The organism is Flavobacterium panici (assembly GCF_024499525.1).
Taxonomy (GTDB): Bacteria; Bacteroidota; Bacteroidia; order Flavobacteriales; family Flavobacteriaceae; genus Flavobacterium; species Flavobacterium panici.
The window spans coordinates 2,205,150-2,220,295 of sequence record NZ_CP100437.1 but is presented as its reverse complement, the minus strand read 5'-3'; the positions used below and the strand labels follow the sequence as shown (position 1 = coordinate 2,220,295).

Below are 15,146 nucleotides of genomic sequence, written 5' to 3'. Positions count from 1 at the left end.
AAACTAATTATCCTTTGTTACTCATTGCAGAAAGCATACCACCATAAACACTGTTTAAAGAAGCAATGTTTGCAGTCATAGACGCCATTTGCTCTTTTAATTTAGATGCGTTATCAGCGATTTCTTTATTAGCTTCAGCATTTCTTGCTGCACTTTCTAATTGTACTTTGTATAAACTGTTTAATGATTCCATTTGAGCAGCAGCAACAGATAATTCTTCAGAATATTTCTTTTGACCTGCAATAGAGTCTACCGTTGGAGAGATTGCTTTAGCAGCTCCTTCGAAGTTTTTGATGCTGTTTCCTAAGCTTGCCATTAACTCACCGTCAACTTTAGCTTCTTTTAACATTGCATCTAATTTTTGAGATAATAATCCCTGGGCATCAGTTGATTCAGGTTTATCCGCTTTTTTTCTAGCTTGTCCGTTAGCTAATTCTGGGTAAACAAGAGTCCAATCTAACTCGTCTTCAACTGGTTCAAAAGCAGATAACGCGAAGATTAACGCCTCAGTTAATAAACCTACTGAAAGCATAACTGTTCCTGTTAATGGTCCAATTTCAAAGTGAGTAATTTTGAATAATGCTCCAACGATTACTACTGCCGCTCCCATACCATAAGCGAAATTCATTGCTTTTTTACTTAATAATGCCATAATAATTTTTTTTTAGGTTTTAATTTTAAAATAGATTCGATTTGGTTATTGTATTGATTGAATTATAAATTACTATTTCTTTTTACCAGTTCCGTTTCCGGTTACTTGAGTTCCCATGTAATCTTGTACAGTTCTGAAACCGATATAACTTCTTGCAGAATCAGCATATTCGTGGTCACGAGTACTTACTTGTAGGAAGTAAGCCACGTCTTTCCAAGAACCTCCACGAACCACTTTTCTTTGATTCTTTCCGTCAATTACGTTAGGGTTCATTGTAGAAACATACTCGTATGCGTTTGGATTATAAGCTGAATCTGTCCACTCTGAAACGTTTCCTGCCATGTTATATAATCCGTATCCGTTTTGCTCGTAAGATTTTGCTTCAACAGTATATAAAGCTTCATCGGCAGCATAATCTCCTCTGTTAGGCTTGAAGTTTGCCATGAAACATCCTCTGTCACTCTTCGTGTAAGGACCACCCCAAGGATAAGTTCCAGACTCCAGACCACCTCTTGCAGCATACTCCCATTCTGCTTCTGTTGGAAGTCTGAATGCGTTAACCAGGTCACGCCCTTTTTTCTTAGATTTAATGTAGCTGTTTTTGTTTAAAGTTCTCCAGGCACAGAATGCTTTAGCTTGTTTCCAAGTTACACCTACTACTGGATAATCTCCATAAGCTTTATGCCAGAAATAATCATTATGCATTGGCTCATTATATGAATATGCGAAATCTTTAATCCAAACTGTAGTATCAGGGTAAACACTAACTTGCTCAGTTTTAACGAAGTCTTTTCTTTTTCCAACTTTAGCTTTTGCAGCAGCCTGAATATCCATCCAAGAATAACGGAATTTCAATTTATTTACGTCAATTGTTCTTAAACCATTGTATGATTCTTCAATTGGTAAATACATAGAATCCATTACTTCAGCATAATACTCATCTGGATAAGCTTTAGTATCTCTAATTAACTTAACTTTTTTGTTTAATTTTCTACCAGCATACGGATCATCTTTTGTTCCTACACTATAGTAGTTATCATACATATATTTATCGTAAGCTGTCATTTTATCCGGCTCAGAGTCATTAAATGCATAATCAGCGATACTTCCTCCTTTAGCACCTTTACCACCAGTACTTTTTTGACCTGTTTCATCAGCCAAAATAGCAAGACGTACTCTCATTGTAGAATCTTTTACCCATTCTACGAATTGACGGTACTCACTGTTAGTAATCTCAGTTTCGTCCATATAAAATGATCTAACTGTTACTGTTTTAGTAGGAGCATCTTCTACGTTAGCTAAATCAGCGTCTGATTTACCCATGATAAAAGATCCACCAGGAACTAATGTCATTCCATAAGGCTTCTCGGGATGCCATTTCCCTCCTGTAACACCAACTAATTCACCTTTGTCACCTGACTTACCACAGCCGATTACTAGTGTTAACATTGCTGCAAATGCAATAAACTTCTTCATATAAATTTGGGATTATCTATTCATTATTAAAAGTCCGTAAACGTATTTATTATTTATCTAAAAAACAATACTACTTGCGAAATTTATTTTACCGTTCAAAAATAATGTTAAATAAAATAAAAAAAAAATATTTCATCGACAAACTGATTAAAAAAATCGACGTAAAACGTTAAATTTTATAATATATAAACCTTATCTTACTAAATTTTTTAACAATATTTTGAAAAACTTGAAAAAATTAAGATTTTCATTAAAATTTTCTTCTACAAAGCGTTTTTTCTTTGTGCTTTCCACCATCTTTCTGGCAATTCTTGATTACAAGCGCTCAAATATTCTTCATAAGAACACGGTAATAACGTATTTCTTTTTAGTTTATTGCTGCCGTTTGTTTCAAATGGAATCTCGATCCACCAACGCTCTGTTTTATCACTTTTATAAAAAACCAGCTCCTCCTCTTCTAAAGGAACAATATATTTTAAATAATTTGTTCTGCTTCCAAATGGATATTCTTTTGAACGATAATGATATCCTTCAATAAAATACCAAACAATCTGAGCAATAATAGGCGCTTCTGCAGCTGTACTATTATGATTAAATACTCCAAACGAAGACACTTTATCACTAATCCCGGCATATCTTGCCAAAGAACAAATCTCTTTTCCATTGAAACCATTTGGTTCAAATGTAATAGTATTTCCTGAAGCTGAAGACTTTACCGAATTCAAATCGATACTAACTAAATCAGCATCTCTAAAAACAGGTTCTGCCAGCGCTATTTTGTTTGAGATTTCACCTAAACGGTAAGCATCAAAAAACAATTTTTCAATTAAATCAATTTCTTCCTGCGAATTATAGTACGTTTGATATCCTATATTACAATAATTGAAAAGATTATTAGGCTCATCAATTATGATTTTTGTTAAATATGAATTAGCCGAAACTGTTTCATCTTCTTTACCAAAATCAAATCTGTTATCGACAGCAACCATATTTACCATTTGCTCCAAATCATCGTATGCGCGATATAAAGCGTATGTTAAATCCTGCGAACCTCCCAGGACTATAGGAATGACTTTATTTTTAATTAATGCAGAAGTTACCTTTTTAACTGCAAAATAAGTATCCTCTACAGAATCTCCAGCAAGGATATCTCCTAAATCAGCAATTGAAGCATCCCAATTTCCAGGAAACATTCCATAAAGCTTTTTTCGAACTGTAGTAAGATTAACTTCATTAACCATGTTAATATTGCGTCGGTCTTCTAAAACACCTACAATTGCAATGTTAATTTTACTAATATCCGGAAATTGATCCTGAGTATGCAGAACAATTTTACTTCCCAGTTCTTGTGAAGACAATGAACTAATGAATTTTAAAATTCCATCATTTAAAGGCTCTAGAAAATCAAATTCCATTCTTTATTTCTTTTTTGCTGCTGTTTTTTTTGCTGGTGCTTTTTTTACTGCTGTTGTTTTCTTAGCAGCGACTTTTTTAGCCGGTGCTTTTTTCTCGATCATTTCCTGAACTTCGGCCAATGTTAACTTTGTCGCATCAACATCTTTGCTTAACTCAATTTTGATTTTACCTTTTGTAATAACCGAGCGTCCCCAGCGCGCTTTTTCAACCAAAATTCCTTCGTCTTCCCAATTGTGAAGAACTTTATCTATGTTTTTTTGTAATTTATCTTCAATTAATTCCTCAACATCAGCCTGAGACAAATTATCAAAATTGTATTTTTTACTCACATTTACAAACAGACCATTCCATTTAATGAAAGGACCAAAACGTCCCACACCTTTTTGAACAGCTTCTCCTTTGTAAACCGCAATTGGAGCATCTGCAACAGCTTTTTCATCAATTAATTCCTGTGCTCTTTCTTTAGTAACACTTAAAGGATCTTCTCCTCTAGGTAATGAAATAAACACGCTTCCATGACGAACATATGGGCCGTAACGACCGTTGCTTACTTCAACTTCTTCTCCTTTATAATCTCCTAAAGTTTTAGGAAGCAAGAATAAATTCAAAGCTTCTTCAAGCGTTATATTTCCAATATTTTGATCTGCCATTAAGCTGGCAAACTTTTTATCTTCATCGTCTGCTTCTCCAATTTGAGCCATTGGTCCAAATTTTCCTAAACGAACAGAAACCTGTCTTCCGTCAGCATCTTTACCCAAAATTCTTTCACCGCTTTCACGTTCAGCATTTGCCTCAACTTCTTTTACATTTGGGTGAAATTTATTGTAGAAATCCTGCATCATAGTTGCCCAGTCAATATTTCCTTCGGCAATTTCATCAAAATCCTGTTCTACTTTTGCAGTAAAATTATAATCCAGAATATTTCCAAAGTTCTTTACTAAGAAATCTGTTACGATAGTTCCAATATCTGTTGGAACTAATTTTCCTTTATCAGAACCTGTATTTTCTTTTAAAACCTTCTCTCCTACTTTACTATTTTGCAAAGTAAGCTGCGTATATTTACGTTCCTGACCTTCAAGAGTCCCTTTTTCAACATAATTTCTGTTGATAATTGTAGAGATTGTTGGCGCATAAGTAGACGGACGTCCAATTCCAAGTTCCTCTAATTTTTTTACTAAAGATGCCTCAGTATATCTTGAAGGCGGTCTTGAATATCGTTCTGTAGCTGTAATATAATTGTTAGCTAGTTTTTCGTTTACTTTTAATGCCGGAAGCATTCCTTCTTGTTCTTCTTCATCATCATCGTGACCTTCAAGATATACTTTTAAGAAACCCTCAAAAAGTAAAACTTCTCCCGAAGCTGCAAAAATTTCGCTGTGATTATCAGCTTCAATTTTCACATTTGTTCTTTCTAATTGCGCATCGCTCATTTGCGAAGCCAATGTTCTTTTCCAGATCAAATCATACAAACGAGCCTGATCACGATCAATATTTACTGTATGACGTGACATATCAGTTGGACGAATTGCTTCGTGCGCTTCTTGTGCTCCTTTGCTTTTCGTTGCAAAAGTTCTCGGTTTCGAAAACTCTTTTCCGTACGATTTTATGATTTCAGCTTCAGCCGCGTCCATTGCATCTTTTGAAAGATTCACCGAGTCAGTTCTCATATAAGTAATAAGTCCCGCTTCGTACAAACGCTGTGCTAACTGCATCGTGATTCCAACTGGCAAATACAATTTTCTTGCAGCTTCCTGTTGAAGCGTAGAAGTTGTAAAAGGTGCTGTTGGCGATTTTTTGGTAGGTTTAGTTTCTAAATCAGCTACCGTATATTTAGAACCGATGTTTTGATTTAAGAAATCTTCGGCTTCTTTTTTAGTATTGAAATTTTTTGGAAGTTTTGCTTTAAAAGCTTTTCCAGCCTCGTTTACAAATTCGGCAACAATTGAATAGGTTGCAACAGCATTGAAACTTTGAATTTCGCGTTCTCTCTCCACAATCAAACGTACAGAAACAGACTGTACACGACCAGCAGAAAGTCCTCCTTTAATTTTTCTCCACAAAACCGGAGATAATTCGTAACCCACTAAACGATCCAGAACACGACGTGCCTGTTGTGCGTTTACTAAATTATAATCAATTTCTCTTGGATTCTCGATTGCTTTAAGAATCGCAGATTTGGTAATTTCATGAAAAACAATTCGCTTTGTTTTTTTTGTATCCAGTTTCAGTTCTTCCGCCAAGTGCCATGAAATAGCTTCTCCTTCGCGGTCCTCATCACTTGCTAACCAAACCATTTCGGCATTTTTAGATAGTGTCTTAAGTTTACTTACCAAGGCTTTTTTATCCGGAGAAACTTCATATTTAGGTTTAAACCCATTCTCTACATCTACCCCTATTTCCTTTGATGGTAAGTCGGCTATGTGACCATAACTTGACTCCACCTGAAAATCGCTCCCAAGAAATTTCTCGATCGTTTTCGCCTTTGCAGGTGATTCCACTATTACTAAATTCTTTGCCATTGCTCTTATTTTCTGCAACAAAAGTATTTATTTTTTTTAAATATTAACCTCGCGATTGAATTTTTGAGGTATTTTGATATTATGAAACTTAAAATTGCAGATTTATCTGTAATATTCTGTAATATATATATAGGTATAACTTTTATAGGATTATGACCGTCAAATTCTTTTATTTTAGATTGTTGATTTTAGATTTTAGCTTTCTCATGAATCTTAATTTATTTCTATTAATATAAAATTTAAGCGCTAAAACTAAAAATTTAACCGCAAAGTTCACAAAGGTTTACGCAAAGTTCGCAAAGATTTAATGTAAGCTGAAAATTCAGTGCTATTTAAATATTTTAGATTGTAGAATGTAGATTTTAGATTACTCCATAAATCGATTTTCTTTATATCAATCTAAAATCTTCTTCCTAAATCTAAATTTTAACCGCAAAGTTCACAAAGTTTTTACGCAAAGTTCGCAAGTTTTTTTTCTGAGCTGAAAATTCAGTACAAAGTCCGCAAAGCTTTGAGAATCATTTTAATCTTTTTAATCTGTGGCTATTTAAATATTTTAGATTACTGATTTTAGATTTAAGATTTCTCACAAATCGATTTTCTTTCTATGAATCTGCAATCTAAAATCTAAAATCTAAAATTTCTCCTCTGCCATCTTGTCATATTGACTGTATTTACGCTATCTTTGCACTTTGAAATTTTACAATGGAAAAGATTATTGAAGAAAGTAAACAAGGCGAAAGTCTTGTTTTAGAAAATAAACCTGAGAATACTAAAAAACTATTTATAGAAAGTTACGGTTGTGCGATGAATTTTTCGGACAGTGAAGTCGTAGCTTCCATTTTATCTGAAGGCGGATATAACACCACTTCGGTTTTAGAAGAAGCTGATTTGGTTTTGGTTAACACGTGCTCAATTCGTGATAAAGCAGAACAAACTATTCGTAAGCGTCTTGAAAAATACAATGCGGTAAAACGTACGAACCCGAAAATGAAAGTAGGCGTTTTGGGCTGTATGGCGGAGCGTTTGAAGAGTCAGTTTTTGGAAGAAGAAAAAATAGTGGATCTTGTTGTTGGCCCTGATGCTTACAAAGATCTTCCGAATTTGTTAGCAGAAGTTGAAGAAGGCCGTGACGCTATCAATGTTATTTTATCAAAAGAAGAAACTTACGGAGATATTTCGCCAGTTCGTTTAATGAGTAACGGAATTACTGCTTTGGTTTCAATCACTCGTGGCTGCGATAATATGTGTACGTTTTGCGTTGTGCCTTTTACACGTGGACGTGAGCGTAGTCGTGAACCTCAAAGTATTATGACCGAAATTCAGGATTTATGGAACAAAGGTTTTAAGGAAATTACACTTTTAGGTCAAAATGTTGACAGCTACCTTTGGTACGGCGGCGGTTTGAAAAAGGATTTCGTAAACGCTTCAGATATGCAAAAAGCGACTGCGGTTGATTTTGATCAATTACTTGAAATGGTTGCTGTTGGATTCCCTAAAATGCGTATCCGATTTTCGACTTCAAATCCGCAGGATATGCACGAAAGCATCCTGCATGTTATTGCAAAATATCCAAATATTTGTAAACACATTCACTTGCCGGTTCAATCTGGAAGTAACCGAATTTTAAAAGAAATGAATCGTCTGCACTCTCGTGAAGAATATATGGCTTTGATTGATAAAATCAGAGCGATTGTTCCAGATGCTTCGATTTCGCAGGATATGATTGCCGGTTTCCCAACTGAAACGGAGCAAGATCACCAAGATACTATGAGCTTAATGGAATATGTAAAATATAATTTCGGTTATATGTATTCGTATTCTGAACGCCCGGGAACTTTGGCCGGAAGAAAAATGAAAGATGATGTAGAAGAAGAAACAAAAGCCAGAAGACTTCAGGAAATTGTCGATTTACAACAAAAGCATGCTTGGTTTAGAAGTGAGGAATTTGTTGGAAAAACAGTTGAAGTTTTAGTAGAAAAAGTTTCTAAAAAGTCAAAAGACGAATTCTCCGGAAGAAATTCTCAAAGTATTACGGTTGTGTTCCCAAAAGAGAATTATAAAATTGGTGATTTCGTAAACGTAAAAATCACAAGCTGTACTTCAGGAACTTTAAAAGGTGAAGCTGTTGGCTTGAGCAGCATGAATTAATTTTTTTGCCACAGATTAAAAGGATTAAAATGATTTTTGTATTATTTTTCTTTCTTTAATTTGTAACAAATAAATATTCATGCAACATTATAGAGAGAAAGACACTTATAAGATTATTGGAATTTGTATGGAAGTACACCGAAATCTTGGCCCGGGTCTATTAGAAGTAGTTTACAAAGATCCTTTAGAATTAGAATTTAAAGAAAATAACATTCCTTTTGAAAGAGAAAAGGAATACTCAATTGAATACAAGGGTAAAATTTTGCCTCATAAATTTTATGCTGATTTCATTATTAATGAAGATATTGTATTAGAAGTAAAAGCAATAAAAAAATTTTCAAATGAACATATTGCTCAGATCTTGAATTACATAAAATTATCAGATTCTGAAGTAGGCTTGCTTGTAAATTTTCAAACAAAATCTCTTCAATATAAAAGATATATTTTATAATTTAGAATAATCTGTGTTAATCACTTTAATCTGTGGCAAAATAAAATATAAGCCTAAAGTTTTAAGGTTAAACGCTAAACGTAAAACCTGAAACAAATAAAAACTTGAAACAAAATATACATGGAAACAGTTCAAGCAATAAAACAACGATTTGAGATTATTGGTAATGATCCAAAATTAAATCGTGCCATAGAAAAAGCCATTCAGGTTGCTCCAACTGATATTTCGGTTATGGTAACTGGGGAAAGTGGTGTTGGTAAAGAAAACATTCCCAGAATTATACATTCGCTTTCACACAGAAAGCATGGTAAATATATTGCTGTAAACTGCGGAGCGATTCCGGAGGGAACTATTGACAGTGAACTTTTCGGACACGAAAAAGGAGCTTTTACAGGTGCTACAAGCACTCGTGAAGGTTATTTTGAAGTGGCCGACGGCGGAACTATCTTTCTTGATGAAGTGGGTGAATTGCCATTAACAACTCAGGTTAGACTACTGCGTGTTCTTGAAAATGGTGAATTTATAAAAGTAGGTTCCTCTCAGGTTCAAAAAACCAATGTTCGTATTGTAGCTGCAACAAACGTAAACTTGTTTAATGCAATCGAAAAAGGAAAATTCCGTGAGGATTTATACTATCGTTTAACAACAGTCGAAATTACATTACCGCCTTTGCGTGAGCGAAATGACGATATTCATTTATTGTTCAGGAAATTTGTAGCCGATTTTGCGCATAAATACAAAATGCCTCCGTTAAGATTAGATGATGATGCGGTAAACGTGCTTCAAAAATTTAGATGGAACGGAAACATTCGTCAGCTTCGAAATGTGGCTGAACAAATTTCGGTTTTAGAAACCAATCGTGATATTTCGGCTTCGACTTTATCCTCTTATCTTCCGTCAGAAGGAAGCAATTTACCATCTGTAATAAACGACACGAAAAAAGACAGCGATTTTAGTACCGAAAGAGATATTCTGTACAAAGTGCTTTTTGATATGAGAAGCGATTTAAACGATCTGAAAAAGCTGACTTTGGAATTGATGAAAAACGGCACTTCAAAAATGCAGGATATTAATCCGAATTTGATTCAGAAGATATACGGGTCGCAGGAAAATGACAGCGAAATTGATTTTGAAGAAGAACCAAGAACAGCGGTTATGACACCAACCGTTCGTGAAGAAAATTACCACCAGCAGATTCCGGAAGATAATTATTTATTTGCCGAGACTATTGAAGAGGAAGAAATTCTGCGTTTAGAGCAAAAAGAAATCGAAATGATCAAAAAATCATTAGAAAAAAACAAAGGAAAAAGAAAAGCCGCTGCAGATGAATTAGGAATTTCTGAAAGAACTTTGTACCGAAAAATTAAACAATTCGACTTGTAATTTCTTGTAAAGAAGTTAAAACTCAAAAATGTTTTAAACGAATTGAATATCTTTGGCCTAAACGCCAGCAAACTGGCGAAGTAATCTTATAAAATAAAATGAAACACTTAAAATATCTTCTAATTCTTTTAATTGCGACAACTTTTAGCGGTTGCGGGTTTTACAATTTTACTGGTTCAACAGGGCAAATCGATGCTAAAACATTTCAGGTTAACTTTTTTCATAACAATGCTGATTTAATAGAACCTGGAATTGACAGAGATTTTACGCTGACATTACAGGATTTGATCCAAAATCAAACAAATTTAAACTTGGTTAGTAATGGCGGGGATTTGATATATGAAGGAGAAATTGTAGATTACAGAATTACGCCAATGACAGCAACAGCTGATCAGCAAGCGGCACAAAACCGTTTAACAATACGTATTAATGTAAGATTTACCAATAAAAAGAAAGAAACTGACGATTTTGAGAAACCTTTTGAATTTTACTATGATTTTGAAGGAAGAGATCTTCCAACAGGATCTACTTTAAATACAGCCATTAAAACGATTTACGAAAGAATCACACAGGATATCTTTAATGAATCTCTGGCAAAATGGTAAAAATGTTTATTTGTTGAATCGGTTAATCGATTTTAAAGCAATTAAACAAATAAACAGTTAAACGAATAAACACAAAAAAACGATTAAACAATAAAAAATGAACGTTACTGATTATACATACTTAATGAATAAACCTGATGCTATTACAGAAAATCAGGCAGAAGCATTAGGAAGTGTTTTGAATGAATTTCCATATTTTCAAAGTGCCAGAGCGCTTCGATTAAAAGGACTTTACAAACAAAACAGTTTTAAGTATAATTATGCATTAAAAGTAACGGCGGCACATACAGCAGATCGTTCGGTCTTGTTTGATTTTATAACTTCTGAAACTTTTACTTCTATTCAGAATGATTTTTACGATCAAAAACTAAAAGAACTTTTAGAGATAAAAGTATTTGACAGCGAAGTTGTTACTTTTGAACCTGTTGTAAAAATCCCAGAAATTCGAATTGATCCAATTGAACAATCTATTCTAAAATCAATTAAGGAAGCTACAACTGTTGTTTTTGAAGAGCCTTCTAAAATTGAACAAAAAACAGCTGAAGTGATTATTGAAGAATCACCTTTAGCACAAACAGAAGAAATCGAATCCAATACTTTTGAAGAGCCTGCAAAAGTTCAGGAGCAAACAATTGAACATATTGCAGAGCCATCAATTGTAATTCCAACAGAAGAAGAAATACTTAGCACTTTTAAAGAGGTAACTGATGAAGAAACTACTGAAGATTTAGTTACCGAGAAACCAATTGCTATTATTAATGAAGAAGAAATATTCAACTCTTTTCAAGAAGTAACTGAAGTTGAAGAAAAAGCAATTGAATCGGAATTTATAGAAGAACCAATCTCAGCATTTGAAGAAGAAAAAACTGAAAGTTCTTTTAATGAACCAGCTGAAATTGAAAATATAACTGTTGAAGCAATTGTTAATGAATCTGTTCTTACTCCAAGTGAGGAAGAAATATTGGATACTTTTAAAGAAGTAACAGAAACAGAAGAAGAAACTATTGAAGTTGAAACAGAACAAACTATTTTAACTCCAAGCGAAGAAGAAATACTAAATACATTTAAGGAAGTACCAGAAGTTGAAGAAAAAACAACTGATACGATTATCGAAAAACCTGTTACAAAAATAACTTTCTTTGATGAAGTAGTAGAAGACGATGAAATTGAGGAAGTTCATGTTGATCCAATCGAAGAATCTATAATAGTTTCTATTAAAGAAGCATCAACAGTAACTTTTGAAGAACCTATAATTGCTGAAGAACCAAAAGACGAAACAGAACTATTAGAATTTGAAATTCCTAAAATTGAAGTTCCCGAATCTGTAAAAGAAGCAGAGGAGAATTTAGAAATAGGAAAACCAATAGATTTTGTACGTGAAAAACATTCTTTTCAGGAATGGCTGCAATTAGCTAAAGCAGAACCTATTGACAGAAGTTCAGATGCTCCAAAAGATGCAGAGACCGATGAAAAAAAAACAACTGAAGTGACTGAAATAGTTTCTGTTGAGGAAGAAAAGAAGAAAAAGGCAGAAATAATTGATCGTTTTATTGAAACAAACCCAAAAATTTCTCCAATAAAACCAACAATGTCTACTCCTCCTATTTCTTTTAATATTAATGAAGAGGAGAATTCATACCTAATGACAGAGACTTTGGCCCGTGTTTATTTGGAACAAAAAAAATATACAAAGGCCATACAAGCATATGAAATATTAATTTTGAAATATCCAGAAAAAATTAGTTTCTTTGCAGACCGCATTTCGGATATAAAGATTTTACAACAAAATAACAATAACATTTAATACAATGAGCACATTTTCAATTTTCTTAGTTTTAATCACAATAGTTTGCTTTCTATTGATCGTAGTAATTATGGTACAAAACCCTAAAGGTGGAGGATTATCTTCAACTATCAGTGGAACTCAAATGTTAGGCGGTGTACAAAAAACAACTGACTTTTTAGATAAAAGTACTTGGACACTAGCTACTATTTTGATTGCTTTAATCCTACTTTCAAGCTTAAGTTTCACTGGAGCTCTAGGTGATACAGGATCTAAAATTATTGATAAAACAGAAGCGCCTGCGTCTACACCAGCTGCCCCAGCTCAACAAACTCCTGCTCCGGCAGCACCTGCAGCAAAATAATAATTTTGATATAAATTAAAATGCCAGCCTGTCAAAGCTGGCATTTTTTTAGGAAATAATGTCAGTTTACAGAGCATGGCACAATTTCTGAAAGTTTATTGAACATTAAAAAACGTATAACTTAATATAATATAAAAATCATGGCTTTAAACATTAAACCGCTTTCAGACCGCGTACTTATTGAACCTGTTGCAGCTGAGACTAAAACTGCTTCAGGTATTTTTATTCCAGATACTGCCAAAGAAAAACCACAAAAAGGTACTGTAGTAGCAGTTGGAAACGGATCTAAAGATCATACTATGACTGTAAAAGTTGGTGATACAGTTTTGTACGGTAAATATGCCGGAACAGAATTGAAATTAGAAGGAACTGATTATTTGATCATGCGCGAGGATGACATCTTAGCGATAATCTAAAAATAATATGTATCAGGTTGTAAGTATTAAGAATTAAAACTAAAGTAACTTGAAACAAATCAAACTTTAAACAAAAATTAAAAAAATGGCAAAAGATATAAAATTTGATATTGAAGCACGTGACGGATTAAAACGTGGTGTTGATGCATTAGCAAATGCTGTAAAAGTAACGCTTGGACCAAAAGGTCGTAATGTAATTATTGGAAAATCATTTGGTGGACCAACAGTTACTAAAGATGGTGTTTCGGTTGCAAAAGAAATCGAATTAAAAGACCCATTAGAAAACATGGGCGCGCAAATGGTTAAAGAAGTTGCTTCTAAAACCAATGATTTAGCGGGTGACGGAACTACAACCGCTACAGTTTTAGCTCAGGCAATCGTAAAAGAAGGTCTGAAAAACGTTGCTGCAGGTGCAAATCCAATGGATTTGAAACGCGGTATCGATAAAGCAGTTGAAGCTATCGTTGCTGACCTTGCAAAACAAGCTAAAGTTGTTGGAAGCGATTCTGATAAAATCAAACAAATTGCTTCTATCTCGGCAAATAATGACGAAGTTATTGGTGAATTAATTGCTACAGCTTTCGCTAAAGTTGGAAAAGAAGGAGTTATTACTGTTGAAGAAGCTAAAGGAACGGATACTTTTGTTGACGTTGTTGAAGGAATGCAGTTTGACAGAGGTTATCTTTCTCCTTATTTCGTAACAAATCCTGAGAAAATGGAAGTTGAATTAGACTCTCCATACATTTTATTATACGACAAAAAAGTTTCTTCTTTAAAAGAATTACTTCCAGTTTTAGAGCCAGTTGCTCAATCAGGAAAACCATTATTGATTATCGCTGAAGATGTTGACGGAGAAGCTCTTTCTACTTTAGTAGTAAACAAATTAAGAGGTGCTCTTAAAATTGCTGCTGTAAAAGCTCCAGGTTTTGGAGACAGAAGAAAAGCAATGTTAGAAGATATCGCAATCTTAACTGGTGGAACTGTAATTTCTGAAGAAAGAGGTTATACACTTGAAAATACAACTATCGAAATGTTAGGAAACGCAAAAAGAGTTTCTATCGATAAAGACAATACAACTATCGTAAGTGGTGCTGGTGAAGCAGATATCATCAAAAACCGTGTAAACCAAATTAAAGGTCAGATGGAAACTACAACATCTGATTATGATAAAGAAAAATTACAAGAGCGTTTGGCTAAATTAGCCGGAGGTGTTGCAGTTCTTTATGTAGGTGCAGCTTCTGAAGTTGAAATGAAAGAGAAAAAAGACAGAGTTGATGATGCATTACACGCAACTCGTGCTGCTGTTGAAGAAGGAATTGTTGCTGGTGGTGGTGTTGCTTTATTAAGAGCAAAAGCTGCGTTAGCAGACCTTAAAGCGGATAACGCTGACGAAGCAACTGGAATCCAGATTGTTTCTCGTGCAGTTGAATCTCCATTAAGAACTATTGTTGAAAATGCGGGTCTTGAAGGTTCTGTTGTTGTTGCTAAAGTTTCTGAAGGTTCAGGTGATTTTGGATACAATGCTAAAACTGACGAATATGTAGATATGCTTACAGCTGGAATTATCGATCCTAAAAAAGTAACTCGTGTGGCTCTTGAAAATGCTGCATCTGTTTCTGGAATGATCTTAACTACAGAATGTGCATTAATTGATATTAAGGAAGAAAGCGCTGGCGGAATGCCAATGGGCGGTGGAATGCCGGGAATGATGTAATCGTTCTTTTCTTAAAACTTAAAACGCCAGATGAATGTCTGGCGTTTTTTTGTTTTTGTTTGCCACAAATTACACAAATTTTCACGAATTATTTTTTTTAGCCACAGATTAAAAGGATTCTCACAGATTATAATCTTTTTAATCCTTTTAATCTGTGGCAAACTTTTTCACACATAGCATTCGTGAAAATTCGTGCAATTCGTCGCAAACCTCTTT

Annotated in this window: 12 protein-coding genes; 8 read left to right on the top strand and 4 right to left on the bottom strand. The window is 34.1% G+C overall.

The features are described 5' to 3' along the window. Positions 1–7: 7 nt before the first annotated feature. The 4 genes from porL to topA form a co-directional block, all read right to left on the bottom strand. A complete protein-coding gene (gene porL, locus NLJ00_RS09800; RefSeq protein ID WP_053470627.1) occupies positions 8–652 on the bottom strand; it encodes a type IX secretion system motor protein PorL/GldL in 645 nt (214 codons plus the stop codon). 72 nt (positions 653–724) lie between these two features. Beyond that, complete coding sequence (gene porK, locus NLJ00_RS09795; RefSeq protein WP_053470628.1) at positions 725–2,128, bottom strand: T9SS ring complex lipoprotein PorK/GldK; 1,404 nt, start codon at positions 2,126–2,128, stop codon at positions 725–727. A 263-nt stretch (positions 2,129–2,391) separates the two neighbouring features. Continuing rightward, entirely contained in the window at positions 2,392–3,543 is a 1,152-nt protein-coding gene (locus NLJ00_RS09790) for a formimidoylglutamase (RefSeq protein WP_256637058.1), read from the bottom strand. A gap of 3 nt (positions 3,544–3,546) precedes the next feature. Beyond that, positions 3,547–6,063 (bottom strand): type I DNA topoisomerase, encoded by a 2,517-nt coding sequence (gene topA, locus NLJ00_RS09785; RefSeq protein ID WP_256637057.1) that lies wholly within the window; start codon positions 6,061–6,063, stop codon positions 3,547–3,549. A gap of 705 nt (positions 6,064–6,768) precedes the next feature. Between topA and miaB the strand changes: the two genes are divergently transcribed. The 8 genes from miaB to groL all read left to right on the top strand — a co-directional run bounded on the left by miaB (position 6,769) and on the right by groL (position 14,930). Then, the gene (miaB, locus tag NLJ00_RS09780) at positions 6,769–8,214 is read left to right on the top strand and encodes a tRNA (N6-isopentenyl adenosine(37)-C2)-methylthiotransferase MiaB (protein ID WP_256637056.1); all 1,446 of its coding nucleotides are present in this window, start codon (positions 6,769–6,771) and stop codon (positions 8,212–8,214) included. Between the two features lie 79 nt (positions 8,215–8,293). Next, complete coding sequence (locus NLJ00_RS09775) at positions 8,294–8,665, top strand: GxxExxY protein (protein WP_256637055.1); 372 nt, start codon at positions 8,294–8,296, stop codon at positions 8,663–8,665. Positions 8,666–8,785: 120 nt separating this feature from the next. Continuing rightward, positions 8,786–10,048 (top strand): sigma-54 interaction domain-containing protein, encoded by a 1,263-nt coding sequence (locus NLJ00_RS09770; protein ID WP_256637054.1) that lies wholly within the window; start codon positions 8,786–8,788, stop codon positions 10,046–10,048. Between the two features lie 98 nt (positions 10,049–10,146). Next, the gene (locus NLJ00_RS09765; protein WP_180860013.1) at positions 10,147–10,653 is read left to right on the top strand and encodes an LptE family protein; all 507 of its coding nucleotides are present in this window, start codon (positions 10,147–10,149) and stop codon (positions 10,651–10,653) included. A 97-nt stretch (positions 10,654–10,750) separates the two neighbouring features. After that, positions 10,751–12,457: a hypothetical protein gene (locus NLJ00_RS09760; protein ID WP_256637053.1), complete on the top strand. Its 1,707-nt coding sequence runs from the start codon at positions 10,751–10,753 to the stop codon at positions 12,455–12,457. Between the two features lie 4 nt (positions 12,458–12,461). Beyond that, on the top strand, positions 12,462–12,800 hold the full coding sequence (secG, locus tag NLJ00_RS09755) for a preprotein translocase subunit SecG (protein ID WP_073488821.1): 339 nt from the start codon (positions 12,462–12,464) through the stop codon (positions 12,798–12,800). 140 nt (positions 12,801–12,940) lie between these two features. Then, the gene (locus NLJ00_RS09750) at positions 12,941–13,216 is read left to right on the top strand and encodes a co-chaperone GroES (RefSeq protein ID WP_012023920.1); all 276 of its coding nucleotides are present in this window, start codon (positions 12,941–12,943) and stop codon (positions 13,214–13,216) included. A gap of 85 nt (positions 13,217–13,301) precedes the next feature. After that, positions 13,302–14,930 (top strand): chaperonin GroEL, encoded by a 1,629-nt coding sequence (gene groL / locus NLJ00_RS09745; protein WP_053470637.1) that lies wholly within the window; start codon positions 13,302–13,304, stop codon positions 14,928–14,930. Positions 14,931–15,146 lie beyond the last annotated feature (216 nt).